18 protein-coding genes and 3 tRNA genes are annotated in these 17674 nt (G+C 53.5%); 9 read left to right on the plus strand and 12 right to left on the minus strand.

Features of this window, described 5'->3' with window-relative positions; translation table 11 throughout:
- Positions 1-18 precede the first annotated feature (18 nt).
- Together deoA and deoC are read right to left on the minus strand one after the other, a co-directional pair.
- A complete protein-coding gene (gene deoA / locus AOY24_RS13090; protein WP_042999341.1) occupies positions 19-1341 on the minus strand; it encodes a thymidine phosphorylase in 1323 nt (440 codons plus the stop codon).
- 106 nt (positions 1342-1447) lie between these two features.
- Positions 1448-2227 carry a deoxyribose-phosphate aldolase gene (gene deoC, locus AOY24_RS13095; protein WP_044253966.1) on the minus strand — a complete coding sequence of 260 codons (780 nt, stop codon included), beginning with the start codon at positions 2225-2227 and terminating at the stop codon, positions 1448-1450.
- Between the two features lie 261 nt (positions 2228-2488).
- Here deoC and AOY24_RS13100 point away from each other — a divergent pair, with 261 nt between their 5' ends.
- Positions 2489-4039 carry a YjjI family glycine radical enzyme gene (locus tag AOY24_RS13100; RefSeq protein ID WP_054176771.1) on the plus strand — a complete coding sequence of 517 codons (1551 nt, stop codon included), beginning with the start codon at positions 2489-2491 and terminating at the stop codon, positions 4037-4039.
- Positions 4011-4874, plus strand: a complete 864-nt coding sequence (locus AOY24_RS13105; protein WP_044253959.1) for a YjjW family glycine radical enzyme activase — start codon at positions 4011-4013, stop codon at positions 4872-4874. The genes AOY24_RS13100 and AOY24_RS13105 overlap by 29 nt, the downstream gene beginning before the upstream one ends.
- Here AOY24_RS13105 and AOY24_RS13110 read toward each other — a convergent pair.
- The 8 genes from AOY24_RS13110 to AOY24_RS13140 form a co-directional block, all read right to left on the minus strand.
- Positions 4863-5645, minus strand: a complete 783-nt coding sequence (locus AOY24_RS13110; RefSeq protein ID WP_042999337.1) for a metal-dependent hydrolase — start codon at positions 5643-5645, stop codon at positions 4863-4865. The two genes, AOY24_RS13105 and AOY24_RS13110, sit on opposite strands and share 12 nt — an antisense overlap.
- On the minus strand, positions 5642-6715 hold the full coding sequence (locus tag AOY24_RS13115; protein ID WP_054176772.1) for a patatin family protein: 1074 nt from the start codon (positions 6713-6715) through the stop codon (positions 5642-5644). The genes AOY24_RS13110 and AOY24_RS13115 overlap by 4 nt, the downstream gene beginning before the upstream one ends.
- 121 nt (positions 6716-6836) lie before the next feature.
- A complete protein-coding gene (locus AOY24_RS23915; protein ID WP_003019081.1) occupies positions 6837-6998 on the minus strand; it encodes a DUF1328 domain-containing protein in 162 nt (53 codons plus the stop codon).
- A 131-nt stretch (positions 6999-7129) separates the two neighbouring features.
- Entirely contained in the window at positions 7130-7747 is a 618-nt protein-coding gene (gene osmY, locus AOY24_RS13120; protein WP_042999335.1) for a molecular chaperone OsmY, read from the minus strand.
- 414 nt (positions 7748-8161) lie between these two features.
- On the minus strand, positions 8162-9751 hold the full coding sequence (prfC, locus tag AOY24_RS13125; RefSeq protein ID WP_044327055.1) for a peptide chain release factor 3: 1590 nt from the start codon (positions 9749-9751) through the stop codon (positions 8162-8164).
- Positions 9752-9843: 92 nt separating this feature from the next.
- Complete coding sequence (gene yjjG, locus AOY24_RS13130; RefSeq protein WP_044264694.1) at positions 9844-10521, minus strand: pyrimidine 5'-nucleotidase; 678 nt, start codon at positions 10519-10521, stop codon at positions 9844-9846.
- Between the two features lie 14 nt (positions 10522-10535).
- Positions 10536-10982 (minus strand): ribosomal protein S18-alanine N-acetyltransferase, encoded by a 447-nt coding sequence (rimI, locus tag AOY24_RS13135; RefSeq protein WP_042322031.1) that lies wholly within the window; start codon positions 10980-10982, stop codon positions 10536-10538.
- The gene (locus tag AOY24_RS13140) at positions 10951-11364 is read right to left on the minus strand and encodes a DNA polymerase III subunit psi (RefSeq protein ID WP_042999333.1); all 414 of its coding nucleotides are present in this window, start codon (positions 11362-11364) and stop codon (positions 10951-10953) included. Before AOY24_RS13140 ends, rimI begins: the two co-directional genes overlap by 32 nt.
- A 102-nt stretch (positions 11365-11466) precedes the next feature.
- On the opposite strand from AOY24_RS13140, the gene rsmC reads away from it, so the two are divergent.
- The 4 genes from rsmC (at position 11467) to AOY24_RS13160 (ending at position 13115) form a co-directional block, all read left to right on the plus strand.
- On the plus strand, positions 11467-12498 hold the full coding sequence (rsmC, locus tag AOY24_RS13145; RefSeq protein WP_042999332.1) for a 16S rRNA (guanine(1207)-N(2))-methyltransferase RsmC: 1032 nt from the start codon (positions 11467-11469) through the stop codon (positions 12496-12498).
- A gap of 297 nt (positions 12499-12795) precedes the next feature.
- Positions 12796-12882: transfer RNA gene (locus AOY24_RS13150), tRNA-Leu, on the plus strand.
- A gap of 28 nt (positions 12883-12910) precedes the next feature.
- Positions 12911-12997: transfer RNA gene (locus tag AOY24_RS13155), tRNA-Leu, on the plus strand.
- Between the two features lie 31 nt (positions 12998-13028).
- Positions 13029-13115: transfer RNA gene (locus AOY24_RS13160), tRNA-Leu, on the plus strand.
- Positions 13116-13140: 25 nt separating this feature from the next.
- On the opposite strand, the gene AOY24_RS13165 is transcribed toward AOY24_RS13160, so the two are convergent.
- On the minus strand, positions 13141-13377 hold the full coding sequence (locus AOY24_RS13165; protein ID WP_080343205.1) for a DUF1435 domain-containing protein: 237 nt from the start codon (positions 13375-13377) through the stop codon (positions 13141-13143).
- A gap of 244 nt (positions 13378-13621) precedes the next feature.
- Here AOY24_RS13165 and AOY24_RS13170 point away from each other — a divergent pair, with 244 nt between their 5' ends.
- Entirely contained in the window at positions 13622-14686 is a 1065-nt protein-coding gene (locus tag AOY24_RS13170; protein ID WP_042999330.1) for a GGDEF domain-containing protein, read from the plus strand.
- A gap of 112 nt (positions 14687-14798) precedes the next feature.
- Positions 14799-15587 carry a siderophore-iron reductase FhuF gene (gene fhuF, locus AOY24_RS13175; protein WP_042999329.1) on the plus strand — a complete coding sequence of 263 codons (789 nt, stop codon included), beginning with the start codon at positions 14799-14801 and terminating at the stop codon, positions 15585-15587.
- 28 nt (positions 15588-15615) lie between these two features.
- Here the strand turns inward: fhuF and AOY24_RS13180 are convergent, their stop codons facing one another.
- On the minus strand, positions 15616-16962 hold the full coding sequence (locus tag AOY24_RS13180) for a PTS sugar transporter subunit IIC (protein ID WP_042999328.1): 1347 nt from the start codon (positions 16960-16962) through the stop codon (positions 15616-15618).
- Between the two features lie 235 nt (positions 16963-17197).
- On the opposite strand from AOY24_RS13180, the gene AOY24_RS13185 reads away from it, so the two are divergent.
- Positions 17198-17656 carry a YbaK/EbsC family protein gene (locus tag AOY24_RS13185; RefSeq protein WP_044253912.1) on the plus strand — a complete coding sequence of 153 codons (459 nt, stop codon included), beginning with the start codon at positions 17198-17200 and terminating at the stop codon, positions 17654-17656.
- Positions 17657-17674 lie beyond the last annotated feature (18 nt).

Genomic DNA, 17674 nt, shown 5'->3' on the forward strand with positions numbered 1-17674 from the left:
GATCAGATCAGTATATAGCTATTCGGTGATACGACGATAGACCGTTGGTGTGCTTTCAGGCGCTTTATCGTCAAGGATAATTGCCGCTTTGACGGCTTTCGCCGCGTCCTGCCAGCTGGCTTCATCTTTCGCGTGGATCACCGCCAGCGGACGCTGCCCGTCTACGCTGTCGCCAAGACGCGCCATATCGGTAAAGCCGACGCTGTAATCAATGGTATCCGACGCCTGGCGACGACCGCCGCCCATCGACACCACCGCCATACCCAGCGCACGCGTATCCATCGCGCTGACGAACCCTTCGCTATCAGCGTAAACCGCTTTACTGAGCATTGCCGTCGGCAGGTATTTCGCGTAGTTCTCCACGAAGTCGGTCGGGCCTTTCTGGGCGGCAACCATCCGGCCAAAGATCTCAGCGGCTTTACCGTTATCCAGCACCGCCTGCAATTTCGCCCGCGCGTCAGCGTCGTCTTTCGCCAGATTGCCGGAGATCAGCATTTCAACACACAGCGCCATCGTCACATCGAACAGGCGTGGGTTGCGGTATTCGCCGGTCAGGAACTGCACCGCTTCGCGTACTTCCACCGCGTTACCCGCGCTGGACGCCAGTACCTGGTTCATGTCGGTCAGCAGCGCGGTGGTGCGCACGCCAGCACCGTTCGCCACGCCCACAATCGCTTCCGCCAGCGCTTCAGAGAGCTCATAGGTCGGCATAAACGCGCCGCTGCCGACTTTCACATCCATAACCAGCGCATCCAGCCCTTCCGCCAGTTTTTTCGCCAGAATGGAGCCGGTGATAAGCGGAATGGAATCCACCGTTGCGGTAATATCGCGGGTGGCATAAAAACGTTTGTCCGCCGGTGCGAGCGAGCTGGTTTGCCCGATGATCGCCACACCCACGTCCTTAATGATTTCGCGGAAACGGTTGTCGTCCGGGAAGATGTCGAATCCCGGAATAGCTTCCAGTTTATCGAGCGTACCGCCGGTATGACCCAGTCCGCGACCTGAAATCATCGGAATGTAGCCGCCACAGGCTGCGACCATTGGGCCGAGCATCAGCGACGTCACGTCGCCCACACCGCCGGTGGAGTGTTTATCCACGATCGGGCCGTTCAGATTCAGGCTCTTCCAGTCCAGGACGGTTCCTGAATCCCGCATTGCCATGGTCAGCGAAACGCGTTCTGGCATCGTCATATCGTGGAAGAAAATGGTCATCGCCAGGGCGGCGATCTGCCCTTCTGAGATGGTATTGTCACGAATACCATTGATAAAGAAACGAATTTCTTCATCGCTCAACGCATGACCATCACGTTTTTTACGAATAATTTCTTGTGCGAGAAACACGATAACCTCCCGATTAGGGCCGGGTAAGCCATGTGCTCCCCGGCGAGTCGTATTGATGCCGGATAGCGGCTAACGCCTTATCCGGCCTACGATGGGCAATTCAAATTTAGTAGCTGCTTGCGCTCTTACCATCGCCGTGACCCAGCGCTTTCAGCAGGCTTGCCAGCAGGCTGGATGCCCCAAAGCGATAGTGACGAGAATCCGCCCAGTCCGCGCCGAACAGTTCATCAGCGATAGCCAGGAACTGCTGAGCATCTTCGGCGGTGCGCACGCCGCCCGCAGGTTTGAAGCCCACGGTTTTGGATACGCCCATATCGCGGATCACTTCCATCATGATGCGAGCGCTTTCCGGCGTGGCGTTTACGGGTACCTTACCGGTAGAGGTTTTAATGAAATCCGCACCTGCTTTGATAGAGATTTCAGAGGCCTTACGAATAAGCTGCTCTTCTTTCAGCTCACCGGTTTCGATGATCACTTTCAGCAGCACGTTTGCCGCCGCGCACGCGTCTTTACAGGCTTTCACCAGATCGAAGCCGACCTGCTCGTTACCAGCCATCAGCGCACGGTACGGGAAGACCACGTCCACTTCATCCGCCCCGTAAGCAATCGCCGCGCGGGTTTCCGCCAGCGCGATCTCAATATCGTCGTTGCCATGCGGGAAGTTAGTCACCGTCGCAATACGGATATCCGGGGTGCCCTGCTCTTTCAGCGTTTTACGCGCAATCGGGATAAAACGCGGATAGATACAGACTGCTGCCGTGTTGCCAACCGGAGTTTTCGCCTGATGACACAGGGCGATCACTTTTTCATTGGTGTCGTCGTCATTCAGGGTGGTCAGGTCCATCAGTTTCAGTGCGCGCAGGCTGCTTGCAGTTAAATCGCTCATAACATTCTCCAACGGCGTCGCCGTATAAAATTCTCACCTTGCGAGTCTGTTAGTATTCTAACATCGACTCACCGTTACACTTCGATATACATCACAGTTAATGAAAACTACGTACAAATTTGCATTACTGTAATGAGATCAACTTCAAAAAATAGTCCTTTTCTGTCGATTTCTTCTCCACTCAGGCGCATCAGGATCAAAGTGCTGACAGCACATCTTTCTACAATGACGTTATGATCTTCGGCCTATAAAGGAATTACGATGCCTACGACCCATGAAACCGCGCTGCAACAACGTTGCCAGCAAATCGTCACCAGCTCACTCCTCAGTCCGGAACAGAAACGTCATTTTCTCGCGCTGGAAGCAGAGAACAACCTGCCTTACCCTTCACTGCCCGCCGGGGCGCGCCAGGCGCTGGACGACGGGGTTATCTGCGATATGTTCGAAGGTCACGCACCGTATAAACCGCGCTATGTGCTTCCCGATTACGCGCGTTTTCTGGCCAACGGTTCAGCCTGGCTGGAACTGGAAGGGGCGAAAGATCTGGACGATGCACTGTCTCTGTTGACCATTCTGTATCACCACGTGCCTTCCGTCACATCGATGCCGGTTTACCTGGGGCAACTGGATACGCTGCTGCAACCATATGTGAAAATTCTAACACAAGAAGCGATCGATATTCGAATAAAACGTTTCTGGCGGTATCTCGACAGAACGCTGCCTGACGCTTTTATGCACGCCAACATTGGCCCGGCAGATACCCCCATCACCCGGGCTATTTTACGCGCCGACGCAGAGTTAAAGCAGGTTGCGCCTAATCTGACGTTCATCTACGACCCGGAAATCACCCCCGATGATCTGCTGCTGGAAGTGGCAAAAAACATCTGTGAATGCAGCAAGCCGCATATTTCCAATGGGCCGGTAAATGATAAAATTTTCACAAAAGGTCACTATGGTATTGTCAGCTGTTACAACTCTCTGCCGCTTGCCGGTGGCGGCAGCACGCTGGTTCGTCTCAATCTGAAAGCCATTGCCGAGCGCAGCACTTCTGTCTATGACTTCTTTAACCGCACACTGCCGTACTATTGTCAGCAGCAAATTGCCATCATCGATGCGCGATGTGAGTTCCTCTATGAAAAATCACATTTCTTTGAGAATAGCTTCCTGGTGCAGGAAGGTCTGATCGATCCACAACGTTTTGTGCCGATGTTCGGTATGTACGGCCTGGCGGAGGCGGTTAACCTGTTGTGCGAAAAAGCGGGTATGAATGCGCGCTACGGCAAAGATGAGACGGCGAACGATCTGGGCTATCGCATCAGCGCCCAGCTTGCGGATTTTGTCGAGAACACGCCGGTGAAATATGGCTGGCAGCAGCGCGCCATGCTGCATGCCCAGTCGGGGATCAGTTCAGATATTGGCACTACGCCGGGCGCACGTTTGCCCTATGGCGATGAACCGGATCCGATCACCCACCTGCAAACCGTCGCACCACACCACGCGCATTATCAGTCCGGTATCAGCGACATTCTGACGCTCGATGAGACCATCAAGCGTAACCCGCAGGCGCTGGTGCAACTCTGTCTGGGCGCGTTCAAAGCGGGAATGCGCGAGTTTACCGCCAACGTCAGCGGCAACGATCTGGTCCGCGTTACCGGGTACATGGTGCGCCTGTCGGATCTGGAAAAATACCGCGCCGAAGGCTCGCGGACCAATACCACCTGGCTGGGGGAAGAGGCCGCACGCAATACGCATATTCTGGAACGCCAACCTCGTGTCGTCAGTCATGAACAGCAGATGCGCTTCAGTCAGTAAGGTTATCCCGTTCTCCTGCGTGGACGGGCCGGGCAGTCGTCTGGCCCTCTTTCTGCAAGGGTGCAATCTGCGCTGTAAGAATTGCCATAACCCGTGGACCATGGGACGCTGCAACGACTGCGGCGAATGCGTTCCGCAGTGCCCGCACCAGGCGCTGAGTTTCAGTGACGGGAATGTTGTCTGGCATGCCGAGGCCTGCAAACAGTGTGATACCTGTTTGCAGATGTGCCCGCAGCAGGCAACGCCGATGGCGCAAACAATGAGCGTGGACGAGGTATTGCGCCAGATCCGCAAAGCATCATTGTTCATTGAGGGTGTCACCGTCAGCGGCGGCGAAGCCACGACGCAGTTGCCTTTCGTTGTGGATTTGTTTACGGCGATTAAGGCCGACCCGCAGCTCCGGTCTCTGACTTGTCTGGTCGACAGCAATGGGCTGTTGAGCGAAACCGGCTGGCAGAAACTGCTACCGGTTTGCGATGGCGTGATGCTCGATCTCAAAGCCTGGGATAGTGAGCGCCACATCGCACTCACCGGTCGGGATAACGCGCAGATCAAGCGCAGTATTACGCTGTTGGCGCAGCGAGGAAAGCTGGCAGAACTGCGCCTGCTGGTCATCCCCGGGCAGGTGGATTATCTGCTGCACATTGATTCACTCGCCGCATTCATCGGACAACTGGGAAATGTCCCGCTACGACTGAATGCCTTTCATGCGCACGGGGTATACGGTGAGGCAAAATCCTGGCCAAGCGCGACGCCACAAGAGGTGGAGACGCTGGCGCAGGCATTACGGGAACGCGGCGTGACTGAGCTTATCTTCCCTGCGCTATATCTCTAGAGTAAATAATGCTGTCGTATTGCGATACAGCGCCTCAGCGATCGCCTCTGCGGGTTCCGGGCGCAGTTCGCATAACACATCGAACACTCTCGCAGCCTGTTCCGGGCGATTTGGCTGCCCCTGAAAACCATTCAACGGCATATCCGGCGCGTCGGTCTCCAGCAGCAGCGCCTCCAGCGGCAATCGTGCCATCACGTCACGGGTTTTACTGGCGCGCGGATAGGTAATCGTCCCGCCCACCCCGATTTTGTAGCCCAGTTGCACAAAACGTTCTGCCTGCTGCAAGCTGCCAGCGAAACCATGTACCACGCCGGTACGCGGCAAATCCTGGCGCTTAAGGTGCATCGCCAGCGTGTCATGCGTACGTCGGGAATGCAGGATCACCGGAAGATCGAACCGTTTTGCCAGCGTCAATTGCGCTTGCAGAAACCGCTCCTGCTTCGCAAATTGCGGATCGTCGCGATACCGATCCAGGCCTATCTCACCAACAGCGACCACCTTTGCCGGACGCTGTTCCAGCGCCTGTCGCAGCCGTTCGAGATGCTCTTCCGTATGCTGTTCAATCACAATCGGATGTAAACCGAGCGCGGCATAGAGAGGCGAAAAGCGTTCCGCCAGCGCCTGCACGCGGGCAAAGTTTTCCGCTGCGGTGGCCGGAATGATGATCTTCTCAATGCCCGCCTCACCCGCGAGTTGCAGGCTGTGGGTTTCATCCCCGGTAAAAGGCGGAAAATCAAAGTGACAGTGGGTATCGATAAAGCGAAAACTCACGCCAGATCCTCATTGCTGAATGTCGTATCGTTAGCCTGCGGCGCATCGCTCACCGCCGCCGCATGGGTATCGTTGGCCACCGGTGCTGGTGGAACCACCACTGGCGTCGGCGTGACGATTTGCGGCAGATGGCGTGATAACGGCGGTTCCGCTGCCAGTAGTTTTCCCACGGTCGCCAGGAAGTAGCGCCCACACAGCCGCCCGGTTTTATAATCTTCCCGCAATGCCGGAATCCGGCTTCCCAGCGCCATACTTTTTAGCGGCTTCGGCGGGTAGATTTCAAAGATCTTCAGCTTGCCCGGCGGTTTTTCAATGAATCGCTGAATTTCCGTATAGCTGGCTTCGTGGTGTTGAACCAGATTGAGCAGCGGCTGCAGGCTGCTTTCGCCCAGCCAGCGCTCCATCCGCTTGAACCACTGCGGGGTGTAATACATTTGCGAAGGCACCGTTCGAATCACCACCAGCGTTTTCGCCCCCTGCTTCACGGCCTCACGCACCGGAATGGCATCGCTGATCCCACCATCCAGGTAATTGATCCCCTCCAGCGATACGCCACTACGATAGAACCCTGGGATCGCGCTGGACGCCCGGATCAGATCGAGCCAGTTTTGCGTATTGGGAGAGAAATAGTACGGCGTGTAGTCATCACCCCGACAGGCGCACATGTAAAACGATTTCCCGGTTTCGAACAGGCGCGAGGCGGTATCCATCTGTAACGGCATCTGACTGGCCGTAGATTCCACCAGCCAGTCGAGATCGATCAGATTCCCACCGCGCACGAAGCGTACCGGGTCAAAGAATTCCCGTCTGGTGGTATAGCGCATGATGACTTTGCGCCCGTAGCCGGGTTGGTTGCACAGATAGGCCGACAGGTTTTGCGCCCCCGCCGAGGTGCCGTAATAGAGATCGAACGGATTAAACTGCGCGCGCATGAACTCGTCCAGTACACCTGCGGTAAAGATGCCACGCTGCCCGCCGCCCTCGCAGACCAACGCCAGGCGACCCGGTTTGAACCTTCTTAATGACAACGGCGCAATATTGCCGAGCGTGACGGGTATACGCTGCCCCACCTCTGCCTTCCTGTTTCTTATTACGTAATGTGCCAAAATAACGCAAATAGACGGCGGCTAAAACCGAAAAAGCCAGTCCACTGGACTGGCTTGACAGCAAAATCATTGTACGCCTTACGCGCTAGGGCCGCTTACGCCCTGTAAACAGGCTGACCAGGAAGAGAATAATCCCGACGACGAAGACAATTTTCGCCGCGCCCGCTGCCGTACCGGCCAGTCCACCAAATCCCAGAGCGGCGGCAATTAACGCGATAACCAGAAATATAATGCCCCAACGAAACATACGCTTCTCCTTTACCATAGTTAATGTCGACCGCTTGATATGAGCGCTCAGGCTGCTCATTCACGCTATTGTTTGTGTAGTGCTAGTGCTCATGACGTCCTCCGACCGGGGCCGGAGGAGAAAACGAAGACTTACTGCGCTTTCAGATCGTTTTTGACGCTTTTTACGCCATCAACGGCTTTCGCGATGCTCTCAGCGCGCTCGATTTGCGCCTGGGAATCCACGGTGCCGGAAAGCTGGACCACACCATCGGTCGTTTCTACTTTCACTTTGCGAGAAGGAACGATGTCATCCGCCAGCAGTTTCGCTTTGATCTCACTGGTGGTTGCCGTATCGCCGGCATAGCCTTTCACGGAGTCTGATTTGCTGTCGCGCACGTGGAGTTTGTCGCTGACGGAGGTTACGCCTTCAACACCTTTCGCCACGGTCACGGCCGCTTCCGCCTGCGCCTGGCTTTCGACGAAGCCGCTCAGCGTCACGACTTTCTGCTCGGTTTTGACGGAAATATCGGTGCTCTTAATGTTTTCATGATCCACCAGTGCCGCTTTCACTTTGGCGGTAATGGCGCTGTCATCCATGAAATTACCGACTTTATTCATAGAGCTATCGACTTTCTGCCCTGCGCTTTCTACACCGGATTGCGCTTTATCCATTGTGGTGTTTTCTGCATACGCAGAACCCGTTGCCACAGCGGAGGTCAACATCACGGCCAGCAGAGTTTTAGAAATCTTCAGTCTTGTCATAGTCATCGATTTTTTCCTGTATGGTTTGCTCATAATTTGAGCTCAGGCAACATAAGGTTGCATTGCTGAATGTGGTGAAAAATTCACCCAGCTCAGAAGTCAATGGCGGCGGTCACAATCACGCAACAGAAAAGGTGATGATGATACGCTGACAGGTGCCCCTCTGAGTCAGTTATTAATATCGTGACTACACCAGACATTAGCTTTAACTACTTAGATTCACGAGTTGAACGGTATTTAAAGCCAATGTTTATGTCATCACTTTGTTAAATATAGATCACAATTTTGAAAAAGCGCGGAGGATTGCATAAAAAACAGGCAGTCATAAGCAAAACAGAGGGATTTAAGAACATTCCGCAAGGGGATAATAAGGCTGGAAAAGTCGCAGGGCGCAGCGACAGCCGCGCCCTGAAGGGGTAATTAGTGTTCGCGCGTCTTACGGAACTGAACGTCTGGATAACGCTCTTGCGTCAGGTTGAGGTTCACCATCGTCGGTGCGATGTAGGTCAGGTTATCACCGCCATCCAGTGCCAGCTGAACTTCATTCTTACGCTTAAACTCTTCGAATTTCTTCGCATCAGCGCATTCCACCCAGCGTGCCGTCGCCACGTTGACAGATTCATAAATGGCTTCAACGTTGTACTCGCTCTTCAGACGGGCAACAACCACGTCGAACTGCAGTACCCCGACCGCGCCCACAATCAGATCGTTATTGGCGATCGGGCGGAACACCTGTACCGCACCTTCTTCGGAAAGCTGTACCAGCCCCTTCAGCAACTGTTTCTGCTTCAGCGGATCTTTCAGGCGAATACGACGGAACAGTTCCGGCGCGAAGTTCGGTATACCGGTGAACTTCATCATTTCACCCTGGGTGAAAGTATCGCCAATCTGGATTGTACCGTGGTTGTGCAGACCGAGGATATCGCCCGGGTAAGCCTCTTCTACATGCGAACGGTCACCGGCCATAAAGGTCAGCGCGTCAGAGATCACCACGTCTTTGCCGATACGGACCTGACGCATCTTCATGCCTTTTTCGTACTTGCCGGAAACAACGCGCATGAATGCCACGCGGTCACGGTGTTTCGGATCCATGTTGGCCTGAATTTTAAAGACAAAGCCAGTGAACTTCTCTTCTTCCGCTTCTACCACGCGCGTATCGGTCTTGCGTGGCATTGGCGCTGGCGCCCACTCCACCAGACCATCCAGCATGTGGTCAACGCCGAAGTTACCCAGTGCGGTACCAAAGAAGACCGGGGTAATTTCGCCCGCCAGGAACAGCTCTTTATCAAACTCGTTAGAGGCGCCCTTCACCAGTTCCAGTTCGTCACGCAACTGCTGCGCCAGATCCTCGCCAACGGCCGCGTCGAGATCCGGGTTATCCAGACCTTTAACGATGCGCACTTCCTGAATGGTATGGCCTTTACCCGTCTGATACAGATAGGTTTCATCTTTATAGAGGTGATAAACCCCTTTGAACAGCTTGCCGCAGCCAATCGGCCAGGTGATCGGCGCACAGCCGATTTTCAGCTCGTTCTCAACTTCGTCCAGCAACTCCATCGGGTCACGGATGTCGCGGTCGAGTTTGTTCATAAAAGTCAGGATCGGCGTATCGCGCAGACGGGTGACTTCCATCAGCTTACGGGTACGATCCTCGACGCCTTTCGCGGCGTCGATCACCATCAGACAGCAGTCCACTGCCGTCAGGGTACGATAGGTATCTTCGGAGAAGTCTTCGTGCCCCGGGGTGTCCAGCAGGTTAACCAGGCAGTTGTGATACGGAAATTGCATCACGGAGGTGGTAATGGAGATCCCACGCTGCTTTTCCATTTCCATCCAGTCTGATTTCGCATGCTGGCTGGAACCACGGCCTTTTACCGTACCGGCAGTCTGGATCGCCTGTCCGAACAGCAACACCTTCTCAGTGATGGTCGTTTTACCCGCATCCGGGTGAGAAATAATGGCAAAAGTGCGGCGCTTGGCCACCTCCTGCAAATAAGGAGACAACGTCATAGTTCATTCTTCTTGAGTAAACGCGGCATCGCACCGCGCATGTTGAATACGAAAAATTGCGGCTATTTTACCCATCAGCGGGGGGGAGGCAATCAGTGTTTACACAGGAGCAGCTCCAGTTCGTGTAATGACGATACGGTCCAGGTCGGCTCGATGCCTTCGGGCTGCTCGCGATGATGCGCATTCAGCCAGCAGGTAGAAAGCCCGGCGTTGATGCCGCCAAGAATATCGGACGCGGCGGTATCTCCAACCATCAGCACCCGATCACGATCGGGATTGCCCGCCTGCGCCAGGGCGTAATCAAAAATCTTCGGATCCGGCTTCGCCACGCCCACTTCTTCAGAAATGACCAGCAAATCAAAGTAGTCGCGTAGTCCCGTGCGCTCCAGGCGGATCTGCTGTAAGGAGGTGAAACCGTTGGTAATAATGCCAATTTTGGCTTTGCCGCGTATCGCATTGAGCAGCGAAACGGCCCCTGGCAGCGGCGCGCAAATTTCGGCCATCGCGTTCATAAAGGCATCGTTAAGCGAGCCCGGCTCCACCTTTAACCGTTCTGCCCAGCTCTGGAAGCGAGCATGCTGAAGCTGTAATGAGGTGATCGCGCCGTTCTGATAATCCACCCATAGCGGTTTATTCACGGCCTGGTAGTCCTGAAAATCCTCAGCGGTAAAGGTGATGCTGTAGTCGAGAAACATCCGCTGTAAGCCAGTAAACGAGTCAAACGTGAACAGCGTTTCGTCGGCATCAAAGAAAATCCAGTCCCACTTCATCATTACACCTTCTTTTACATACTGATTGGCAGTGCCATTATGATGGCGTCCTCACGACCGTCAGCGGTCGGATAATAATTGCGGCGAATCGTTGCCTCGTTGAAGCCTAAGCTTTCATACAGTGCGATGGCGGCAACGTTGGAAGCGCGAACCTCCAGCCACAGCGTCAGGACGCCGCGTTTTTCTAATTCATCAATGAGATGTTCCAGCAGCGCTTTCCCTAATCCCCGGCGCTGAAAATCGGGATCAACGGCAATGTTGAACAGCGTAGCTTCATCCAGCACTACCTGCGTAATGGCAAACGCCGCCATTCTCCCCTCTACCGTCAATTGATAGTTGAGATAACGCTCCCCCTGATTACTGGCAAACGTGTGCTCACTCCAGGGAAACGCATGGGCGCGCTTTTCAATCTGAAACGCGGCGGGTAAATCACTCTGACTGAGGGAAGAAATCGTGTTCATGTGTGCAGATTTGTTGCCATAGTGCGGCGCGTGCCGTTGGGTTTACCCGCAATTCATCAAATGCCGGCGTTGCAATCTGCGCGCCTTCCAGCGTCAGCGGCGCATCTGTACCCAGTCGCCAGCTGTTGCAGCGGCTGCCCTGCGGCAGCATCGCGACGCGTTCGGGCGTCACCTGCAATACCTGATCGGGGCTCAGCGTTAAGGCTCGCAGAATGTCACTGACCAGAGGTTCTGTCAGCGGCGGCAGTGTTTCACCGACCATCACCAGACGGACGTGCGCAGGAATGGAAATCGCGATCTCTCCCTGCAACGCGCCGGGGCGACGCAGCGACCACTGGGTAATGCCCAGTTGCTGTAACTGCCAGTCTCGTCGGGTTGTCATAGCGAATCGCTCCTGTATTCAGGGGCGCAAATATAGCAAATTAGTCGAATAGACGCCATCAAACGTCTATAATCGCCCGCTGTATGAATTAAGGAGTTTTCCATGTCTGCTTTTACCCCGGCAAGTGAAGTCTTGCTGCGCCACAGTGATGATTTCGAACAAAGCCGTATTCTGTTTGCCGGAGACTTGCAGGATGACCTGCCCGCGCGCTTTGAAAGCGCAGACCGCCGCGTGCATACCCAACAGTTCCACCACTGGCAGGTGCTGAGCCGCCAGATGGGCGACAACGCACGTTTCAGCCTTGTCGCACAAGCGCAAGACGTTGCCGACTGCGACACCTTTATCTATTACTGGCCGAAAAACAAGCCGGAAGCCCAGTTTCAGTTGATGAATATTCTGTCGCTGCTTCCTGTGGGAACCGACATTTTCGTAGTCGGTGAAAACCGCAGTGGCGTACGTAGCGCCGAGCAAATGCTGGCGGAATATGCCCCGCTGAACAAAATTGACAGCGCGCGTCGTTGCGGCCTGTATCATGGTCGTCTGGAAACGCAGCCGATGTTTGATGCCGATAAATTCTGGGGCGAATACCACGTTGATGGGCTGACGATCAAAACCTTGCCTGGCGTCTTCAGCCGCGATGGTCTGGATGTCGGCAGCCAGTTACTGCTCTCCACGCTGACACCACACACTAAAGGTAAAGTGCTGGACGTCGGCTGTGGCGCAGGTGTACTTTCTGTCGCGCTGGCCAGTCACTCGCCGAAAGTGCGTTTAACGCTCTGCGACGTCGCCGCGCCGGCGGTGGAAGCCAGTCGCGCCACCCTGGCGGCGAACGGCATTGAGGGTGAAGTCTTTGCCAGCAACGTCTTCTCTGAAGTGACGGGACGCTTTGATATGATCATCTCTAACCCACCGTTCCATGACGGCATGCAAACCAGCCTTGATGCCGCACAATCTCTGATTCGCGGTGCCGTACGTCATCTGAACAGTGGCGGTGAACTGCGCATAGTTGCTAACGCCTTCCTGCCGTATCCGCAGGTACTGGATGAGACCTTTGGCTTCCACGAGGTCATCGCCCAGACCGGACGCTTCAAAGTGTATCGTACGGTCATGACCCGCCAGGCGAAAAAAGCCTAGTCGCGATAACGGCCATGCGAATGGCCGTTGAGAGGGATGACAAACCACATCCCGATACCGGACAAGCAGAGAACACCTCATTAAAAACAAGGAAAATCAACTCATTGATTTTCGGCTGATAACCACAAAGAAGGAAAAACCACGTTTTTTCCTTCTTTGTCAGCAGTCTGAACGGCCATGTGAATGGCCGTTTTTGCAGCAATCACCGCTATCCTACGTAATTAACTATTGACGAAAAACTGAAAACCACTAGAATGCGCCTCCGTGGTAGCGATTCTTTTTAAGAATCGATGGTATGCGAAGGTGGCGGAATTGGTAGACGCGCTAGCTTCAGGTGTTAGTGTCCTTACGGACGTGGGGGTTCAAGTCCCCCCCCTCGCACCATAAACCACGTTGATATTGCTCGCACTGGGCGAAGGTGGCGGAATTGGTAGACGCGCTAGCTTCAGGTGTTAGTGTTCTTACGGACGTGGGGGTTCAAGTCCCCCCCCTCGCACCAACGAGGCGATATCAAAAAGTAAGATAACTGTGCGAAGGTGGCGGAATTGGTAGACGCGCTAGCTTCAGGTGTTAGTGTCCTTACGGACGTGGGGGTTCAAGTCCCCCCCCTCGCACCAATTATCTTACCTTCCTCTCCAAAATTCATCCCTGATTCCAGTTCATCATCACCAGCATCATTCCGCCGATCAACACAACACATGATGGTAACAATACAAAGTGCCGCAAATGTTTGTGATAAAGCATAGCCGGTGTCAGCAGTAACCCGAATACAATAATGGTCTTCCATGCCCCGAGAGAAAGATCGGCAAACGCCAGCCCGGCAATCACGATCCCCGGCAGCAAGACTCCCCATCCACTGCCCAGCGCCCGTTGCAACATGGTTTCACCTCTCATACCGATAATGATAACCAATATCATATGATAAATTTTCTCATTTGTCAGTAATCCATAGACCACTTACATGAGCTTTACTTAAGTAATGATGACACGAATTATTTAAGGTGATAAATTGCACAGCGGTAAACATAGAGACACAATAATCTGAACTTAAGCGAGCATCTTCTCGCCCATTATTTGTGTGACCTGAACAGTGTAATTGTTAGATAAATAATGACGTTAAGATATGACTGCACAATCCTGGCAAACTCTGCGCACGAAAAAATACCAACTCTCTCTGCGACTCTTTTTGTTTCTCAACGCTGTTTCCGCGTTGTTTGCCGTAGCCTTTCCGATCTTTCCCAGTAAAACCATCTCCACACCAGGCTCTCTCATCCTTGTGCTGAGCACTGCGTTACTGACATGGCATGTAAAGTATGCGAAGAAGCGGATTAATCTCCATGCTATCTCGCTACTCTTTGGTGGGTTATGGGCAGCGCACATTACGCTGAAATACCTGGCTCAGCAGAATCCTGACTATTCTTTTTTGCTGGTTGCACTGCTGACGGTGTTATTTATTGGCTCAATTGCTTTTGCCAATAATATCATCGCTTTCACCCTTCATTCGCTGCCATCCTTATTCGTCTGTTTATGGCTAAACGGCCACGAACATGGCCTGCAGTTACTCTTTTTTATGGCCCTGCCCATGGCCGGTATCGCGATTCAGCATGTGATTCAAAAGCGCTATGACGACTTCGCCCAGCAACTGATGTTCAAACTGCTCGCCGAAAAAGAGACACTAACTGACTTGAGCATGCTTGACCCATTAACGGGCCTGTACAATCGGCGTGGACTCCAGCATAAGCTGAAAGCCGTGCTGGAACTCGACACGCATGAACATTACGTTTTACTGATCGACATCGACCATTTCAAAGCCTACAACGATCACTATGGGCATATGATGGGCGATCAGGCGCTGATCCGTGTTTCTGCTGCGATCCGCAACGCTGTGCGTTCACGTGATGTCGTCGCCCGGTTTGGGGGGGAAGAGTTTATGGTGTTACTGACGGCGATCGACCCACAAACCGCCCGCACGGTAGCGGAACGCATCCGACAGAATGTTTACGATCTCAAAATTCCCCATATGTTCAATGAAAGCGTCGCAACTCACGTCACGATCAGTATCGGTATTGCGCCTCTGGTGGGGAGCGATGTCGAAGGGGCCATTCTTCATGCCGATCAGGCGCTCTATAAAGCTAAGGATTTGGGCCGTAACCATATTTTAGTCAGTGACGATCCGGGTATCGCCTGACGCACGATGACGCATTCGTGCGCCGTTAAACGTCAGCTGACAAAGATCTTGCTATCGGTTATCGCTATCGTTAGGATTGGCAATCATTATCATTTAGATTACTATCCAGACTATGGCCTATCGTTCCGCACCGATCATTGACGATGTCATCTGGCGAACGCATCTCCAGCCACAGATGCCCTCGCTGGCCGAAGCCGTACGCGCAACCATAGCCCAGACGCGTGAGCATCTGCTGGATTTTATCCGTCTGGATGAACCCGCACCACAAAGTGCGATGACGCTGGCACAATGGTGTCGCCCCAGCGAGCTTCAGTCTCTGCTGGCAATTTACTCCGATCATATTTATCGCAACCATCCCACGCAGTCGCGCGAAAATAAGCCGCTAATCTCGCTGTGGGCGCAGTGGTACATCGGTCTGATGGTACCTCCCCTCATGCTAGCCCTGCTCACGCAGGAAACAGCCATTGATGTCTCGCCCGAACATATCCACGTTGAGTTTCACGAAACCGGGCGTGCTGCGTGCTTCTGGATCGACGTACATCAGGATCAACTGGCGACAACGCAATCCCCGCAGGCACGCATGGAAACGCTGGTTAAGCAGGCGCTGACGCCGGTCATCCAGGCACTAGAGGCGACCGGAGAGATCAACGGCAAACTTATCTGGAGCAATACCGGCTATCTGATTAACTGGTATCTCACTGAAATGAAACCGCTGCTGGGTGAAACATTGTTGAATACGCTGCGCCAGACCTGCTTCTTTGAAAAGCAGTTGTCCTGTGGGGCTGACAACCCGCTCTGGCGTACGGTCGTCCCTCGTGAAGGCGTCTTGGTACGCAGAACATGCTGTCAGCGTTATCGTCTGCCGGACGTTCAGCAGTGTGGTGACTGTACGCTGAAGTAGTCAGGGAGCGTTCGCCCCCTGATGATAACTACGCAATCTGCTCGTTTTCCGCGTCTGAACGTTGTGCCTCTTCCGCCTCTTGTTCCAGCAGTTGCTTCTCGTACACTTTAAAGAACGGGAAGTAGATGACGGCTGAAACGATTGCCAGAAGCACCACCAGAATTGCAGCACGATAATCCCAGCCTAATGCCCACGCGGCTCCGACTGGCGCTGGCGCAGTCCATGGCACAACCGAAATTACACGACCAATCAGATCCAGTTTCATCGCCGCCCATGCCAGCACGGCGTTCACCATCGGCGCTAACAGGAAAGGAATAAAGAACACCGGATTCATAACAATTGGCGTACCGAAAATCACCGGCTCGTTAATGTTAAAGATACTGGGTACTACGCTCAGTCGGCCTATTGAGCGCAGATGTACGGAACGACTGCGCAGATAGCAAATCACCAGCCCCATCGTCGCACCCGACCCGCCAATCACGATGAAGAACGTCCAGAATGCCTCCATGAAAATATGCGGTAACGGTGCCCCCTGCGCCAGCGCAGTCTGGTTCATACCCAGGTTGGTCAGCCAGAACATTTGCAGCATCCCGGAGACGATCGCCGCACCATGAATACCGGCAAACCACAACAGATGGCCAATCAGTACCGCCAGTAAAATCGCTGGCAGAGAATCGGCAGCGGATACCAGCGGTTTGAAGATGGACATAATGGCTTGTGGGATGAGCATGTCGAACTGTGCCTGAATCAGCAGGCTGAGTGGGTATAATGTCAACACCACCACCAGCACCGGTATCAGCAGATCGAATGAGTTTTTGATCATCGGCGGGACCTGATCGGGTAAACGAATGCCGATGTTATGCGCTTTCAGAAAGCGCATCATTTCTACGCAGTAAAGCGCCACCAGAATCGCCGTAAAAATCCCCGTTCCGCCGAGGCTGTCCACCGGCAGAGTGCCTTTTGTTTTAGGCGCGGCGACCAGTAAGAACGCCATGATAGAGAGCATGGCGCACATGAACGGGTCCAACTGATATGACTTGACGTAATGTTTGCCCAGGTTATAGGCAATGGCGGCACAGATGTAGATCGACATGATCCCCATGGTCATATCAAAGGGGGTCAGGATCTGCCCTTCAAACTGCTTCGCCAGATCCAGCCAGGTCCGGGCAAAGCCCCAGGTGGTATCGGGTGAAAACGGAGGATAGGCAAATACCAACAAAAACGATCCGACAATCATAAATGGCATCGCAGAGATAAAGCCGTCACGGATAGCCATAACATGACGCTGTGAAGAAATGCGCCCGGCAATCGGGCTGACATAGTTTTCAACAAACCGGAAAATCACATTAAAGACTGCATGGTTGGTAGATTTCATAAGTGGCTCTTTTTATGTGATACAGAGGAAGTGACAGCTCCAGTATTAATCGCTCCTTCGAGGACTGCAACCGGTTACGGTAACCGGTTTCCGTGAATGTGAAGAGGATCGAAAAATCGCCCATGTTGCTGGTTTGTTACATTAAAATATTTACAGTACAGGAAGACTTATGCCAAATTACGCCAGCAGTTTTCTGAAGCGTTGAGGACTGTAGAAATGGTGTCAGGAGAATCAAATGAGTCTGCAATCGGTACGGCAATTTTTAGCCGAACATGCCCCGGATATTGAAATCATTGAATTAAATCAAAGCACCGCGACGGTTGAGCTGGCGGCAAAAGCGCATAACGTACAGCCCGGACAGATAGCGAAGACCCTTTCGTTGAAGGTTAAGGACGCCATCATCCTGGTCGTCGCCAAAGGCGATGCAAGACTGGACAATAAAAAACTCAAAAGCACTTTCGGTGCCAAAGCCCGTATGCTGAGCAGTGATGAAGTCGTCAACGCGACAGGACATCCCGTTGGCGGGGTTTGTCCTTTCGGGCTGGAAACCCCGTTGCCTGTTTATTGTGACGTCTCTTTACGATCGTTCACCGAAGTCCTTCCGGCCGCCGGTGCCACTCATAGCGCAGTGCGTATTACGCCAGAGCGCATGGCTGAGCTGACTTCCGCCACCTGGGTTGATGTGTGCCAGTAAACATCAACCCTTTGCTTT

The sequence above is a fragment of the Citrobacter sp. CtB7.12 genome, assembly GCF_001297795.1.
GTDB classification, from domain to species: domain Bacteria; phylum Pseudomonadota; class Gammaproteobacteria; order Enterobacterales; family Enterobacteriaceae; genus Citrobacter_A; species Citrobacter_A amalonaticus.